The organism is uncultured Psychroserpens sp., from assembly GCF_947494225.1.
GTDB lineage: Bacteria > Bacteroidota > Bacteroidia > Flavobacteriales > Flavobacteriaceae > Psychroserpens.
Genome location: NZ_CANLUG010000009.1, coordinates 114929 through 131230 on the forward strand (window position 1 = coordinate 114929; position 16302 = coordinate 131230).

At 33.3% G+C, this 16302-nt stretch carries 17 protein-coding genes; 7 read left to right on the top strand and 10 right to left on the bottom strand.

Going from position 1 to position 16302, the window contains the following annotated elements:
* Positions 1–2: 2 nt before the first annotated feature.
* The 6 genes from Q0893_RS17760 to Q0893_RS17785 form a co-directional block, all read right to left on the bottom strand.
* Positions 3–824, bottom strand: a complete 822-nt coding sequence (locus Q0893_RS17760; protein WP_298904156.1) for a DUF6268 family outer membrane beta-barrel protein — start codon at positions 822–824, stop codon at positions 3–5.
* Positions 825–923: 99 nt separating this feature from the next.
* A complete protein-coding gene (locus Q0893_RS17765) occupies positions 924–1805 on the bottom strand; it encodes a mechanosensitive ion channel domain-containing protein (RefSeq protein WP_298904154.1) in 882 nt (293 codons plus the stop codon).
* A 2-nt stretch (positions 1806–1807) separates the two neighbouring features.
* Positions 1808–3124 (bottom strand): ABC transporter permease, encoded by a 1317-nt coding sequence (locus tag Q0893_RS17770; protein ID WP_298904152.1) that lies wholly within the window; start codon positions 3122–3124, stop codon positions 1808–1810.
* Position 3125: 1 nt separating this feature from the next.
* Positions 3126–4052, bottom strand: coding sequence for an ABC transporter ATP-binding protein (locus Q0893_RS17775; protein ID WP_298904150.1), 927 nt, complete (start codon positions 4050–4052; stop codon positions 3126–3128).
* Between the two features lie 242 nt (positions 4053–4294).
* A complete protein-coding gene (gene dnaJ, locus Q0893_RS17780) occupies positions 4295–5422 on the bottom strand; it encodes a molecular chaperone DnaJ (RefSeq protein WP_298904149.1) in 1128 nt (375 codons plus the stop codon).
* Between the two features lie 8 nt (positions 5423–5430).
* Positions 5431–5976: a nucleotide exchange factor GrpE gene (locus tag Q0893_RS17785; protein WP_299278238.1), complete on the bottom strand. Its 546-nt coding sequence runs from the start codon at positions 5974–5976 to the stop codon at positions 5431–5433.
* 158 nt (positions 5977–6134) lie between these two features.
* On the opposite strand from Q0893_RS17785, the gene Q0893_RS17790 reads away from it, so the two are divergent.
* A complete protein-coding gene (locus tag Q0893_RS17790; RefSeq protein ID WP_299278241.1) occupies positions 6135–6809 on the top strand; it encodes a YceI family protein in 675 nt (224 codons plus the stop codon).
* A 119-nt stretch (positions 6810–6928) separates the two neighbouring features.
* Positions 6929–7906: a DUF2268 domain-containing putative Zn-dependent protease gene (locus Q0893_RS17795; protein ID WP_299278244.1), complete on the top strand. Its 978-nt coding sequence runs from the start codon at positions 6929–6931 to the stop codon at positions 7904–7906.
* A 49-nt stretch (positions 7907–7955) separates the two neighbouring features.
* Here the strand turns inward: Q0893_RS17795 and Q0893_RS17800 are convergent, their stop codons facing one another.
* Positions 7956–10109 (bottom strand): carboxypeptidase-like regulatory domain-containing protein, encoded by a 2154-nt coding sequence (locus Q0893_RS17800; protein WP_299278247.1) that lies wholly within the window; start codon positions 10107–10109, stop codon positions 7956–7958.
* 138 nt (positions 10110–10247) lie between these two features.
* Here Q0893_RS17800 and Q0893_RS17805 point away from each other — a divergent pair, with 138 nt between their 5' ends.
* On the top strand, positions 10248–10928 hold the full coding sequence (locus Q0893_RS17805) for a lysoplasmalogenase (RefSeq protein ID WP_299278251.1): 681 nt from the start codon (positions 10248–10250) through the stop codon (positions 10926–10928).
* A 130-nt stretch (positions 10929–11058) separates the two neighbouring features.
* Here Q0893_RS17805 and Q0893_RS17810 read toward each other — a convergent pair whose 3' ends face one another.
* Positions 11059–12330: an NAD(P)/FAD-dependent oxidoreductase gene (locus Q0893_RS17810; protein WP_299278254.1), complete on the bottom strand. Its 1272-nt coding sequence runs from the start codon at positions 12328–12330 to the stop codon at positions 11059–11061.
* Positions 12331–12466: 136 nt separating this feature from the next.
* Here Q0893_RS17810 and Q0893_RS17815 point away from each other — a divergent pair, with 136 nt between their 5' ends.
* From Q0893_RS17815 to Q0893_RS17825, 3 genes are read left to right on the top strand one after another with little or no spacing between them, the layout of a single operon-like run.
* Complete coding sequence (locus Q0893_RS17815; protein ID WP_298904139.1) at positions 12467–12961, top strand: RNA polymerase sigma factor; 495 nt, start codon at positions 12467–12469, stop codon at positions 12959–12961.
* A gap of 4 nt (positions 12962–12965) precedes the next feature.
* A complete protein-coding gene (locus Q0893_RS17820; protein WP_298904137.1) occupies positions 12966–13607 on the top strand; it encodes a hypothetical protein in 642 nt (213 codons plus the stop codon).
* Positions 13607–14095, top strand: coding sequence for a hypothetical protein (locus Q0893_RS17825; protein WP_298904135.1), 489 nt, complete (start codon positions 13607–13609; stop codon positions 14093–14095). Before Q0893_RS17820 ends, Q0893_RS17825 begins: the two co-directional genes overlap by 1 nt.
* On the opposite strand, the gene Q0893_RS17830 is transcribed toward Q0893_RS17825, so the two are convergent.
* Both Q0893_RS17830 and Q0893_RS17835 read right to left on the bottom strand, forming a co-directional pair.
* Positions 14096–14893 (bottom strand): 1-acyl-sn-glycerol-3-phosphate acyltransferase, encoded by a 798-nt coding sequence (locus Q0893_RS17830; protein ID WP_298904133.1) that lies wholly within the window; start codon positions 14891–14893, stop codon positions 14096–14098.
* A 47-nt stretch (positions 14894–14940) separates the two neighbouring features.
* Positions 14941–15579 (bottom strand): CoA pyrophosphatase, encoded by a 639-nt coding sequence (locus tag Q0893_RS17835; protein WP_299278261.1) that lies wholly within the window; start codon positions 15577–15579, stop codon positions 14941–14943.
* A 7-nt stretch (positions 15580–15586) separates the two neighbouring features.
* Between Q0893_RS17835 and Q0893_RS17840 the strand changes: the two genes are divergently transcribed.
* Entirely contained in the window at positions 15587–16294 is a 708-nt protein-coding gene (locus tag Q0893_RS17840) for a peptidylprolyl isomerase (RefSeq protein ID WP_299278264.1), read from the top strand.
* Positions 16295–16302: the final 8 nt, after the last annotated feature.

The window sequence follows — 16302 nt, forward strand, 5'->3', positions numbered from 1 at the left end:
TTTTATATCTTAAATTTTATTCCGGTTCTTAAATAAAACGCGTTTACGTCATCTAATTTAAAAACTTCATTTCTATTTGTATCACGTAATACATTATTTAATCTAAAAGTATACCCAGTATAAGCATAAGCAACAAGATGTTTCGTGAAAAAATACTCATAGCCAATACCTCCAACTGCGATAGACAAAGAGATATTATCAATTTGCCTGCCATTTATTGTAAGTGGGCGCTGTAAATGGGCAAAATAACCATCTAAACTCACAAATGTTTGAAGCATACTTTTTTCATTAAAAAAGTACTTAATATTTGATTTTGGAACGCCCGCCGAGAACGACCAATTTTCATTAACTCTTCTATAGTAACTTACAAAAGGTAATGGAAATGGAACTCCAGTTGTTGTATTATAAGTTAGTCCTAACACTAAACGATAAGGTCGTTTAAGGCTTTCGTCGTCTGTTCTATCATTAATGGCAAAAACACCACCATTCAAGAAAACATCTTCAAAAGTGATTTTATCAATTAAAGTTGAAGCCACTCTGGGATTAACTCTCAATCCTAGTCTCCAGTTTTCACTTGTTTTAAAGGTATAGCCAATATTTAAATCGATAACATTAATTGTTTCTATAAGCGATCTATCAAATGGGTAGCTATCTTCTAGGTTAAGAATAATTCGATTGTATTCGGCACCTATAACTAAATAACAATCTTCATTAGTTTTAATGGGGTAATTGACCAATGCTCTTATTCTAGTGTATTGATCCTCAGAATTACTTTTCGGTATAAATGAATATTCTAATCTTGCAATATCTGTAAGCTGCCCCATTACTGATTGTGACAAGCAACAAACACACAAAATAAAAAGAAATTTACACGATTTAATACTCATACATATTTTTAAAGTTACATGGATAATGACTTAATACTATTCTGATTTTTGAATAATATGGACATCTCTTTGAGGAAATGGTATTGTTATATTATGGACTCTAAAGAGTTTATCAATTTCAAAACGTATATCACTCTTAGGAAATTGTGCTTTAAAACTATCTGCTAAGCTAAAAATTAATTTAAAATTTAAAGAACTGTCTCCAAAATCTTCAAATACTACAGTTGGTTCTGGTTTATCAATAACATCAGGATGTGTATTTGCAGCTTGAAGCAATAGTTTCTTTACCAGTTGAACATCACTGCCATAGGCAACACCAATAGACACACTTTCTCTAGTGAGTGTCCCATTTTGAGTCCAATTATATAAACTATTTGTAAGATATAAATGATTTGGAATAACCAAAACTTTGTTGTCTATTGTAACCGCACGAGTTGTTCTTAATTTAATTTCTTCGACACGTCCAACTTTGTTTTCAATTTCTATAATATCTCCAACATGAACAGATTGATCAATTAAAATAAACACACCAGAAATAATATCCTGAAATAAAGTTTGCAAGGCCAGACCAATTCCAATTAAAAGCGCTGCAGACGCAGCAAAAACTGCAGTAACATTAACGCCAACTGAGTGCAATGTTATAAGTAATATGACCACATATATGAGCCATCTAAAGTATCCATATACAACTTTAAATCTGCTTTTATCTTCAGCGGGAAGGCGTCTTGTAATAAGTTTAAGTACCACCCTAAGTATAATGGTTGTTACAAATATTGCCGTAATCACAACCAAAACATCTAAAATAGAAATGCTTATTTTATCACCAAAATCCACATGTTTATTAAGGAATTCTTGTGTAGACTCCCAGGTAGAACTTTGTGTAATTTTTTCTTCTATTTTAGACAACTCTTGTAGCATTACTAATACTTAATCCATTTATACAATTCTTTATAGCTTGGTTTTTTCCCATACATTAAAATACCCACTCTATATATTTTTGCTGCAAACCACACAGTGAATACAAAAGTACCAGCCAAAATAACAAACGATAATACTTGTTGCCAGATAGGAACTCCAAATGGAATTCTCATAAGCATAACAACTGGAGATGTAAAAGGAATGAATGAAAATACTGTTGACACCGTTCCATGTGGGTCATCAATAACCGTAAAAATACCCACATATACAGCTAAGATAAGCGGCATAATAATTGGCATCATAAATTGTTGTGTATCTGTTTCATTGTCAACTGCTGCGCCAACGGCTGCATAAAGTGAACTATAGAGTAAGTATCCTCCAATAAAGAAAAACATGAATGCTACAATTAAATTCCCTAGTGGCAAATTAAAGAACGATGCCATACCTAATTGCACTTCATTAGCAATATCTGGGTTTTGCATAGCTTGATTCATAATTTCTTGTTGTGGAGTTTGTAAATCGGCCATACTTATTCCTAGAATTGCTGTAAGTGCAAACACTAAAATACTACCAAGAATAACCCAAATTGCAAATTGTGTAATACCAGCCAATGACGTTCCAATAATTTTGCCCATCATTAATTGAATTGGCTTAACCGAAGATATAATCACTTCAATTATTCTGCTTGTTTTCTCTTCGATAACGCTACGCATAATCATATTACCATAGATAATAATAAACATAAATAGCAAATATCCTGCAGCACCTCCAAATGCCAACTTTAGATAGCTGTCAATTTTTGAAGTTTTTTCTCCTGTAAACGTTTCTTGAGCAATAGTTATATTGGCTTCGGACGCCTTTATTTGTTGAATATCTACACCTCCATTTTTCAAATTGGTGTCAGTTAGTTTTTTTTCTATTTTCCGTTCTAGTCCAGACATTATTGATAAGGATGGGGATTCATCAGAGAAAAACCTAACATTGGCTACGATACTTGCCGTATCTGGACTTTTTTCTATATAAAGTAACCCGAAATCCTCTTTGGCTTTCACCAATTCTTTAGCTGTTTCGAGATTGGTATCGCTTGTAAGTATGTTATATGTTGTATGCTCTGTATTCTCAAAAACGCTACTCAATTCTTCGGTTTCATCCAATATTGATATGACGCGCTCTTTATCGTTATTTATTTGCGATAAATAAGCTACCAAAGCCACAAGCGCGACCATAATTAGTGGGCTCACAAAGGTCATAATAATGAACGATTTGTTCTTGACCTTAGTTAGATACTCTCGTTTTATAATAAGGGGTAAATGGTTCATCTTAATTATTTTTTACAGTTTGAATGAAAATATCATTGGCACTAGGTATGACCTCAACAAAATGGTGCACCTCTGCTTTTGAAGTTAAAAACGATAATAAGTCATTAGAGTTATCTTGAGCATTTAATTTGACATTCAATTTTACATCGTCATTAAGGTTTTTAAATGTAGCTGGCAATACTTCAAATTTTTCTTTGATAGCGTTTGTTACATTTTCAATAGCATCAGTTTGCAAACCAACTTCAAACGTATTGGTTTTAAATTGACGCTTTATATCTGTTAATTTACCATCTAAAACTTTGTTCGATTTGTGTATTAATGCAATATGATCACATAACTCTTCAACAGATTCCATACGATGGGTAGAAAATATTACTGTAGCGCCTTCGTCTCTAAGTTGGAGAATTTCATCTTTAATCAAATTAGCGTTTATTGGATCAAAACCAGAAAATGGTTCATCAAAAATAAGCAGTTTAGGCTGATGCAAAACAGTAACAATAAATTGGATTTTCTGAGCTTGTCCTTTACTAAGTTCTTGAATTTTTTTATTCCACCAATCACCAATTTCTAATTTCTCAAACCAGTATTTTAATCGTTTTCTAGCTTCTTGTTTTGTAAGTCCTTTAAGTTGGGCAAGATATAAAGCTTGCTCTCCTACTTTCATGGATTTATACAAGCCACGCTCTTCGGGTAAATATCCAATGTTTTGAATGTGCTCTGGTCTTAGAGCCTCACCATCTAACAAAACATGACCAGAATCTGGCATGGTAATTTGATTAATAATTCTAATAAGCGTGGTTTTACCTGCGCCATTAGGCCCTAAAAGACCAAAGATGCTACCCTTAGGCACAGCAATTGAGACGTCATTTAGCGCTCTAAATTCACCAAAATTTTTGGATACCGAATCAGCGACTAAGAGGTTATTCATATACGTGGTTTAGATTGGTTTTAATTAATATCGGTAAAGATAAAAATGTTAACGATGTAATGAAGCTAATCCATTTAATTTTTTAACCTTTACCGTATTGACTGCCTTTTATTTATAAAAAACAAAACCCACCCTTAAAACTAATTAAGGATGGGAAAAAATTGCTATGAAAAAGAAAAATTACCACTAATAGAAATTAGTGATAATTCAAATATAGTGTTTTTTATTAAAAAATAGTATTGTTATGAAAACATATCTTTAACTTTTTCAAAAAATGATTTATCACTGCTCTCAGGCTTTGGATCGAAGTGCTCATCATTCCTCATATTTTCGAAAAATTCTTTCTGTTGTTTATTCAATGTTTTTGGTGTCCAAACATTAACATGAACGAGTAAATCGCCACTACCATAACCGTTTATACTAGGAATTCCTTTTCCGCGTAAGCGCAAAATTTTACCAGATTGCACTCCTGCTTCAACTTTAATTCTCACTTTTCCAGTAACGGTATCTATTTCTTTTGACGTTCCTAAAACGGCATCTGGCAAGCTCACATATAAATCATAATGTAAGTTATCTCCTTCTCTTTTTAGTGTGTCGTGCTCTTGTTCTTCTATAACAACAAGTAGGTCTCCAGAAATTCCATTACCTGGAGCTTCGTTTCCTTTTCCTGTCACCTTAAGTTGCATAGAATCTACAACTCCAGCTGGAATTTTCACAGATACAGTTTCCTCTTGAACCTTTAAACCTTGAGCATCGGCATCAGAAGGTTTTTTGTCAATACTTTGTCCTGCTCCTCCACAAGTAGGACATGAAGATGCCGTTTGCATACGACCCAATATTGTATTTGTCACTCGTGTCACCTGACCAGACCCATTACATGTTCCGCAGGTTTTATACGTTGTACCAGGTGCCTGAACTTTACGTTTTACTTTAATTTTCTTCTCTACACCATTGGCAACCTCTTCTAACGTTAATCCAACTCTAATTCTCAGGTTACTTCCCTTCACTCGTCTTTGGCCTCCTCCAAAGCCACCTCCAAAACCAGAGAAACCTCCTCCGCCTCCAAAAGCACCACCAAAGATATCACCAAATTGACTGAATATATCGTCCATATTCATGCCTCCTCCTCCAAAGCCACCAGCGCCTTCAAAGGCCTGATGACCAAATTGGTCATAGCGTGATTTCTTATTCTCATCACTCAATACCTCATATGCTTCGGCTGCTTCCTTGAATTTAGCTTCAGCATCTTTGTCATCTGGATTTTTATCGGGATGAAATTTTATAGCCATCTTGCGATAAGCCTTTTTTATTTCGGCAGCAGATGCGCCTTTGCTAATGCCTAATATTTCGTAATAATCTCTTTTTGCCATGTCTTTTATTATTGTCCTATTACAACTTTAGGAAAACGAATTACTTTATCTCCCAGTTTATATCCTTTTTCAATAACATCAATTATTTTTCCTTTTAAGTCTTTACTAGGCGCAGGGATTTGGGTTATTGCTTCATGATCATCTGCATTAAATGTATCACCTTGAGACACTTCAATTTTTGATAAACCTTTTTTCTCTAATGTAGACAGTAATTTGTTATAAATTAACAACACCCCTTTTCTTAACTCTTCGGCCTCTTTATCATCTTCAATATGTAGTAAAGCACGTTCAAAGTCATCTAAAACAGGTAACATTGACACCATAACATCTTCGCTTGCCGTCTTAAATAAATCAATACGTTCCTTGGCCGTACGTTTCTTATAGTTTTCAAACTCGGCAAACAAACGCATGAACTTATCTTTTTCTTTTGCCAAATCTTCTTGCAATTGTTCTTCCACACTTAAATTTTCAGCTTGCGCGTCTTTCGTATTCTCAATGGTATCGTCTTGCATTTGAGGTTCTTCTATAGTTTGATTTTTATCTTTCTTACTCATTTTCTGGATTATTTTATAAATCTTCGATTTAAAGATGGCAAAAGTACTGCCATTATTATTAAAATGTCAAAATGTCACCAAAATATTTTCTTTGGAATTGGAGAAGCCCACAGCAATCTGTATTTTTGTTAACATAAAACATCTAAATAAGACACAATATGAGAACGAAATTTTTAAAATTTTCAATGATTTTGGCAATTGCAATTGCATTTACGAGCTGTAAAGATAAAGCAGAAGAAGCAAATACAAGTGATGCAGAAGCTGCTGCTGTTAGCGAAAGTACATCAGAAAAATATACTGTAAATGTAGCAGAATCTACAATTCATTGGAAGGGTTTCAAGCCTACAGGAACACATTCTGGAACGATCAATTTGGAAAATGGCGTGTTTAAAACAGACGATGGCAAACTACAAAGTGGTACTTTTTTAATTGACATGAAATCTATTTCTGTTACAGATTTAGAATCGGGTGATGGTAAAGAAAATTTAGAGGCGCATTTAATGGGAACTGTTGAAGGTAAAGAAGGTGACTTTTTTGATGTGACTAAATTTCCTACAGCGGCATTTGAAATTACTGGAACTGAAGCAATGGCAGCTGGAAAAACGAGATTATCAGGTAATTTAGCTATTAAAGGTCAGAAGCATAACATTTCATTTCCTGTAACCATTACCAATGCAGATGGTATGATGACGATAGAAAGTGAAGCCTTTACGATTGATAGAACAACTTGGGGAGTTAACTATGGGTCTAAGTCTGTTTTTGATAACTTAGGAGACAAATTCATCAACGATGATATGGAATTAAAAATTGTTGTAAAAGCGAAGAAAGCATAATCTACAGCATGTAATAAGTAACAAATGAAAAGCATTCACGATTGTGAATGCTTTTTTTTTCACAAATACTTTTAAGTTGAAATAATTATTTATACTTGTCGTTGATATCAAAACCTTTCATGAGAGTATTCTTAAAATGTAGTTTAATCTTCATATTATTTTTAAGCCTAGCATGCTGTAACAGTTCTTCTGAAAAGAATAGTGATACTTTAAACATGCATTTTGAAGACATTGACAATTTCTGGAATGCCTACGATCAAGCAAAACATTTTAAAAATCATGCAGATCGTGCCAAAATAATTCAAAAAGAATATATTGATAAAGGAAGTAAAGGTTTACAACTACTTATTAAAAAAGACAATTTGACGGCTGCAGATTTCGCAACCTATATAAAAGACACTATCTTCTACAACTCCATTAGAGATGTAACTCTCCATGCAAAAAAAGACAAAAATGCCATAAGAACACACTTAAAATCTTTTGAAACAACCTATTCGAAGGCAAAATTTAATGATATTTATTTTGTAGTTGGCCAGTTTAAAAGAGCTGGAACTGTTATTGATAATAGTATGATTATTGAAATCGAAAAAAATGCAATGAGCCCAATTATTGATTCTGAATTTCTATTTAATGATGATCAATTAAAAAATCTAAATGATTATGCTTCTTTGATTCCTCTTATTGTGCATGAGCAAGTTCATGTGAGTCAGAAAAACATCAATACCCGAAATTTATTATCGAAGTCAATTTGTGAGGGCTCGGCAGATTTCCTTATGTATCTTCAAACTGGGAAATTTCCATTATCAGCTCAGGAAACCTATAATTACGGGGAAGCTCATGAAGGCGATTTATGGATTAAATTCCAAACCGATTTAGACATCAACTATAAGTATATTAAAACAGACTGGTTTTACAATTATGACCGAAAAGACATTCCTCCAGATTTAGGCTATTTTATGGGGTTTAAAATCTGTGAAAAATATTATAATGAAGCATCGAACAAAGAAAAAGCTATAGAATTTATGCTAGATATCGCTAATAGCGAAGAGCTTTTAGAACGTAGTGGTTATAATGGTGGCTTTAAGCCCAATAAATAAAAAGCACAAACAACTAGGTTTGCGCTTTTTATTTAGAGATTACCCTCAATTATAAATTATCCAACTGATTATCTGTACCATCCTCACTGATGGTCCAAAAGAAACCTACAAAGAAAAATTGATCTTGAGCAGGACGTAAAGCACGTCGGTTAAAAACACCATTCATATTTGGTGTATCAGCATATTGGTATCCATTAATATTTTTAAATCCGAACACATTATTAACAGAAAAATACAGGATTTTTTGTTGGCTCAACAAATAGGCCCAATTTAAGCTAACACTGTTAAAACTTTTTGTTTTCTCTCCTAAAAACTCATTAGTATTTGGATTGGTGTAAGGTCTACCAGATCCAAAGGTATAGCTAAAGCCAACCTGGCTTTTCCAATCTTCAATCCAGTATTTTGCCACGGCAGAAAAATTGTGTGTATTTGCGAAATTAGGTTGTGCCCGACTTGGATAATTACGATAATTACGTTCTGTATCTAAGTATGAATAACTCACCCAATAATCGGTGTTTTTAATGCTCTTATTATCTCTCCAAAAAACATCTAATCCTTGTGCAAAACCAGAACCAGAATTATTAAAATTAGAATCGAAGCCTTCAAATTCTGTATCGAACTTTACAAGGTTGTCATAATCTTTCCTATACACTTCGGCTCTGAATATTCGACCATCATTAACATATTGATAATTCATAATATAATGTTTTGTGTTTTGTGTTTCGACTTCTGAATTGAACTTTAAAATTTCGTTACTGGCATTTTGATAAAAATTCCCATAAGCTACAGATAATTGTCCGTTTTCTGAAGTCTTGTATGCAACTGAAACTCTGGGTGCAACATTAAACTCACTAGACAATCCATAACGATCTGCTCTCACTCCTAACTTCATTGCAAAATCTTTGCTAAAGATAATATCTGATTCTACGAAAGCCCCTGTATTATTATTGTTAAAGCCGTATGATGCGTTAATATCATTACCTATAAATGTTTCGTCAAAATCGGTTGTAAAATGTTCAACACCAAAATTTAACTTAAACCTACTATTAAAACGTTTTTTTAGCTTTAATTTAAAATGGGCAGAATTCTCGTCATCTTCAATATCGTTATCAATAACCGTCACATCTGTCTTGGCAATTGTATAACTCATACCTGAAAGCAGTGACCATCCATTACCTAGCACTCCTTGATAAGAAACATTTGTATAGAAATTCTTATTATTTAGTTTAAACCGTAGGCCATCGGTTAAGTTAATATCCTCCTGTGTTAAATCGAAATTTGACACATCAAAAGCAGCATAAAACTTCAGCATTCCACTATCAAATTTTTGACGAAATACGGCTTCACCCTGTGCGCCTTGATAAGGTTTTTCCCAATCATTTCGATCGTCAAATAAAGCTATATATGGCGCTAAGTTGATATATGATGCATTAACACTCAGCGATGTCTTTTCCCATTTTTTAGTATGGCCTAGACTTCCTCCCACACTCATTATACCAATGTCTGTTTTTTCTTGATCTGGTTCGTCAATGGTATTTAGTAATAATACACTTGACAAGGCGTTTCCATATTCGGCAGAATATCCTCCTGTTGAAAATGTAATTCCATCAAAGAGAAACGGTGAATATCGACCACGTGTTGGGGTATTATTAGCCGTTGGCGTATATGGAGTAAATACACGAATCCCGTCAATAAAAATTTGAGTTTCATTGGCATCACCTCCTCTCACAAATAAACGACCATCTTCAGCAACTGTTGATGTTCCAGGTAATGTCTGTAGGGCGCCTACAAAATCACCTAAAGCGCTAGCTGTTGTTACAACATCTAATGAATTTAATACAGAAACCTTACTGTTATCATTAGCTTCAAAAGTTCCGGCAGAAATAACAACAGCATCTAATGCCTCCATATCTTCCTTAAGTTTTATTATTTGAAGGTTTTTTAATATTGATACGTCTCCTACTATAGTTTTAGTTTCATACGATAGAAATGAAATAATCAAGGTTTGAGACCCTGTTTCTTGAGTTACAAAACTAAAATCACCTTTGTCATCTGTTGTGTCTCCATCATAAGTTCCTTCTAAATAAACATTAGCTCCTATAATTGGTAGATTCTTTGAATCGGTGACTTTACCACTTATTGTTGATTGTGCACATAACATTGATGAGATGAATAGTGCTAAAATTAGTATTAAATTCTTCATTGGTTGATGGTTTTAATTGTTCGTTTTGATTGATGGGTCAAAAGTCTAAAAGAAGTCTAGTATTAAAAATTCTATTTAACCGAATTGTTAAAAATCATTACTGAATTGCATATTTTTGATAAACAATCATTTTATACTATGCTTTCAAAGTCTGAAAAAATCTTTAGTCTTATTTTTTGCACTATTGTTATTATCGAATTAATAACAGGCGCCTCTCAAAACTACAGCTCATGGCATTACATTAGTAAGCCTGCTATTGTTATATCGCTATTAGTATTCTTTTGGATGAAGAGTAAACACATAGAGTCGAAACTTAGAAGCCTTGTAGGTTTGGCCTTAGTAGGTTCTCTGGCAGGTGATATTCTTCTCATGTTTGTAGACCAATCACCTAACTACTTTTTGTTTGGGTTAGTTGCTTTTTTAATAGCTCATATTATGTATGTTTTTGCCTTTTTAAAGCATCGAAATAAAACCATAAAACCTTTTGGTTTTATTATAATTTTATTGCTCTACGCAACTATGTTATTCTACTTTCTGAAAGATGGGTTGAACGATATGCTCATTCCTGTTATTATTTATATGTTGGTGATTTTAAGTATGTCGACAGCTGCTTTTTTAAGGCGTGGGCGTGTAAACAAACTAAGTTTTATTCTGGTATTTTTAGGGGCTTTATTTTTTATGCTATCTGATAGCATTCTTGCTCTAAACAAATTTTATTCGCCCTTAACACATGCTAATTTTAGTATTATGATTACCTATGCGATTGCTCAGTATTTAATTGTTCTGGGGGTTCTAAAATTAGCCAAAACCTCGCGTTAAGGATAGAAACGGCATCCTTTTTACGACAGCTTAAATCCTCTAAGCCAACGCAAAACATGAACACGTAAAAAGATATAGTGTATAGCCTGACCGACCTTTGCCATTACAAAGGTTGGTAACGCCCAAGGCATTACTTTTTAAAAGGGCGTATAATTAATCTTGCAGCTTTATCAAAATTAATGTAATTGTAAGTCCAATTAAAAAAAACGATAACACGATTTCTAAAACCTACCAAGGACATTAAATGTATAAACATCCATACAAACCATGCAAAAAAACCTCCAAATTTGAAATGTTTAAGATCTACCACAGCTTTATTTCTACCAATTGTTGCCATAGAACCTTTATCATTATAGACGAACGATTTTAAGGGTTTATTACGTATTAAATTAAGAAGGTTTTTCCCCAGAAGTTTCCCTTGTTGAATAGCTGGCTGTGCCACTTGAGGATGCCCGTTTGGATAATGTTCTGTAGCCATGGAAGCAATATCCCCTAAGGCAAAAATACGTTCATAACCTTCAACCTGATTAAAACGATTAACCTTATAGCGATTTGCTCTTTCTATCAGTGCCGATGCGTTTAATCCATTAATTGGAGCTCCCGTAACACCTGCAGCCCAAATTAAAGTTTCACTATGCAACACCAAACTAGAATTAGTTGTAACTATTTTTCCATCGTAATCTTTAACAAACGTGTTGGTATGCACATTAACCCCTAAACTTTTTAAAAAGGTTTCAGATTTTTTTGAAGCGTGCTCGCTCATTGGAGGCAACACTCTATTAGCACCTTCCAACAAATGAATTTGCATATCTTCGCTGTTTAAGTCTCTATAGTCTCTTGGAAGAATATGATTTTTAAGTTCAGCTATAGCACCTGCTAGTTCTACACCTGTTGGCCCTCCGCCAACAATAACAAAGTTTAAAAATGCATTCCTCTCGTCTTTTGTATTTGCGATAGCGGCCTTTTCTAAATTTTGCAAAATCAAACTTCTAATATTGAGCGCTTGCGGTACATTTTTCATTGGCATACTATTGGCTTCAATAGCACTATTTCCAAAGAAATTGGTTTTGGTGCCAGTTGCTATTACCAAATAATCATAACTAAGGTTTCCAATACTTGTTTGAATTTCATTTTTATCATTATGAATCTGCTGCACTTCTGCCAATCTAAAAAATGAATTTTTATGTCTTTTTATAATTTTCCTCAAAGGATAAGCAATCGAATCTGGTTCTAACCCAGAACTCGACACTTGATATAATAAAGGTTGAAACGTATGATAATTATGTTTATCTATTAGTACGACTTGAACGTCTTTGTTTGCAAGGGATTTTGCTAAATTTACTCCTGCAAAACCTCCGCCAATAATGACAATACGAGGTAGATCTGAGTGTGGAATATTCATATGAAATATGACTTAAAATAACACGTACAAAGATACGATATAAGTACGTGAAAAGTTTATTTTTGAATTAATGTTTAACACAGCTGTAACAAATTAAATTTTAAGACTACTTATAGACAACTAACTGATCAATAATTTGGATAAAGAACTAGAACATAGTTTTGTTGAATTGCTTGAAAAGCATCAAAACATTGTGCACAAAGTATGTCGATTATATACCAATAATCAAGATGCGCATAATGATTTGTTTCAAGAGATTACTATACAATTGTGGAAAGCATATCCCAAGTTTCGTGGTGATGCCAAGTTTAGTACATGGATGTATCGCGTAGGATTAAACACTGCAATTACGCTCTATAGGAAATCTAAACGTAGCATTACAACACAAGAATTTGAGTCGGTTTCTTTTAAAATCAAATCGGAAGATTATGATGATACCGAAGAACAACAACTCAAATTATTATATAAAGCAGTGCATCAATTAAATGACATTGAAAAGGCTTTAGTGTTTTTGTACTTGGAAGACAAAAATTATGGTGAAATAAGCGACACCCTAGGTATTAGTGAAGTTAATGCTCGTGTGAAAATGAATAGGGTAAAGAAAAAATTAAGAACAATATTAAATCCGTAACACTATGGATGAATTAGATTTACTAAAAAAGGATTGGCAGAAACAAGAATCTGCATACCCAAAATTAACTTATAATGAGATTTACAAGATGATTCTTCAAAAATCGTCTTCCATAGTAAAATGGATATTCATTATAAGTATACTAGAATTTGTATTTTGGTTATTTATGGCCATTGGATTAAAAGCCTCTGGCATGAATAAAGAATTCGAAGGTTTACAAAGTGCTACAGGCTTTATTATACTTAGCATAATTTCTTATGCCATTCTTGCCTATTTTTTCTACAGATTCTACATGAACTATAAAACAATCAACACCACAGATAATGCTAAAACTTTAATGGAAAACATTTTAAAAACCAGACGTACTGTAAAACAATATGTTGGTTTTAATCTTGCCGTCTTAGTTATTGGTGTTGCCTATATGATGCCATATGCTTTGAGTCATGATGAATCTACAAAAGCACTTATCGAAGCGGCAGAAGCCAATGGTGACATTTTAAAATATTACCTCGGAGTTGCGCTAGTAACACTTATAGCATTGGTGATTGCCGTAGGTATATTACTCCTTTTCTATTGGTTAATTTATGGACTTCTACTACGCAGTCTTAATAGAAACTATAGAGAACTCAAGAAACTTGAAGTCTAATGATAAATCATATTGACTTTAATGTTGGACATCATATTATTACATATCGTATAAATTGGTTAGGGATTGAAACTGTATTACTCGACAGACAGAGCATTTCAAAAAAACTATCCCTTAGAAAACGAGTACATAGCTTTAATTTAAATATTGATGGAACACTTCAAACATTTCATTTAGAATCTAAACAGCATTTGTTACATGGCAATATTACTGTAAACTTGTTTCAAAATGGAGCGTTAGTAGCGACTAAAATTATAACGCTTTACAACGAAATTAAAGGAAAATCATCTCCTACAGAGCAAACAGATAATTCAGATACAATGTTTTGTATAGGGGTTCTGTTTATTGTATTATCACTAAGTTTTGACTGGTCTAAGTTTTTCCTGTTTTTAGGTTTGATATTTTTATTTGATGCCGTAAGCAAAACTCATGCTAAAACGAAAGCAAGTGGAGAGCAACATAAAGAAGATGTCTCCCCAAAACATTAATTACCAATCTCTAAGTTTATTCAAGCGCTCTTTTTCTTCTAAAACTTCTTGCGGAATAACCTTTAAAAATGAAGGATGCTGTTCGATGGCGAATTCTATTTTTTCAACGATTTCAGCAATAGATTCGTTGTCATAATCAATATCTAAAGGTTCTTTAACCTCAAAAGATTGATATACATTTTTCTTCTTAACACGTAACCCTTTTTTATCAAAAGAACGTCTAAAACCGTCAATAACGATAGGTACAACAATAGGTTTATATTGCTTAATAATATGAGCTGTTCCTTTTCTAATAGGCTTAAATGGTGTTGTTGTTCCTTGCGGAAATGTAACCACCCAACCATCATCTAATGCCTTTTTTATACTTGTAATATCACTCATTTTCACTTGGCGATTAATATTTTGTCCTTTAGAACGCCAAGTACGCTCAATACTAATAGAACCTGTATAAGCAAATATTTTCGGGATTAACCCCGATTTCATGGTCTCCTTTGCCGCAACATAGTACATATTTAATTTAGGATTCCAGAGATAACCAACATTTTTAATATTATCTAATCGACCACTTAAACTTGCATTAAACACGTGAAACATAGCAATCACATCGGCAAAATAAGTTTGATGGTTAGATATAAAAAGCACATTAGTATCTGGCAGATTTTTTATAATATCAGAACCTTCTATTTGAAGTTCGTTAAAGCCTCTAAATCTTCGATGTGTAAGAAGACCTAGGATTCTGATAAGCCATTTCTTTACAAAAAGTATATGTCCAAAAGGGTTTCTTTTAAATAATCCCATTAATTGTTTTGTATTAAGCGGAAAGACAAACTTACAAAAATCTAATATTAAAGGGCTTTTTTTAACAAGTCTTTTAGTTCACTTAGCATCATGGCAGTTGCTCCCCAAACCACATGACCGTTAAGTATAAAAGCAGGAACTTCTAACTCTACATGATAAGAGGTCATTACTCTAACATCAGAAACATTTCTATCATCTAGTAAATCAATGAGTTTAACTTCAATCAAATCTTCAACCTCATCATCTTGTTTTATAAAACTTGGTGTTTCATTTGTTACCGCTAAAAAAGGAGCCACTATAAAATTACTTGGTGGAATATATAATGATGTCATTGGCTTTAAAACCTCAACAGTATCCATTTCAACACCAACTTCTTCGTATGTTTCCCGTAAAGCCGTGTTTTGAAGGTTGACATCTTCTTCTTCAAACCGACCACCTGGGAAACCTACCTGTGCCGAATGCACTCCTTTATAGGTTTTCCTTAAAATCAGAATTAAAAAAGTATCTTTATCTTTAGGGTAAAACAAAGCCATAACGCCAGCTTTCTTGGCATGCTTCATTTTTTCTCTATTCTCATTAACCAAATTTCCCCTAAATGGTGGCGACAATTTAAATTGCGAGTCTTCGCCTGGAAGATTTAGATTTTTTATTTTTGATACCGATTTTATAAACGTTTCAAAATTCATTTCCCTTATGAGGTTTTTTGTATTAAGCTTATGTTCTATACTAATTTTCAATTGTGAAGATAAACAATCTCAAAATAAATCGTCTGTAAAAACAATAGATTCTACAGAGCTCAAAATAGAACGTCATACAGAACAAACAGATACCATTTCCGAAGACACAACCGAAGAGTTCTTGTTAACCAAAGACAACACCATGGAGTTTTTTCTTCAGTATGAAAAGGAAAATAAAGAAAATAAAGTGCGTATCGTAACCGATTATGGAAACATTGATATCTTATTATTTAATGAAACGAAATTTCATCGCGCCAATTTTATCTACCTCACAAAAAAAGGCTATTTCGATAACACTCAATTTTATCGTGTCATTGAAAACTATATCATTCAAGGTGGCAGCACAGATGACAGAGATGTTATGCGTAAACGACGCTTTATTGGCAAATACCTGTTGCCTACAGATACCAAAAGAGGATTTCGCCATGATAGAGGTGTCATATCTATGCCAAGTAGTGACATTGATAACCCTTATAAACTGGCTTCTCCATATGAATTCTTTATTACATTAAGAGATGTATATCAATTGGATGGTGATTATACGATCTTTGGAAAAGTGATAAGCGGACTAGATGTTGCCGATAGAATTGCCAATGTAGATACTGATAATTCTGATTGGCCTCTTAAAAACGTATACATAAGGCGTGTCGAATTACTAAACTAAGCCTTCGG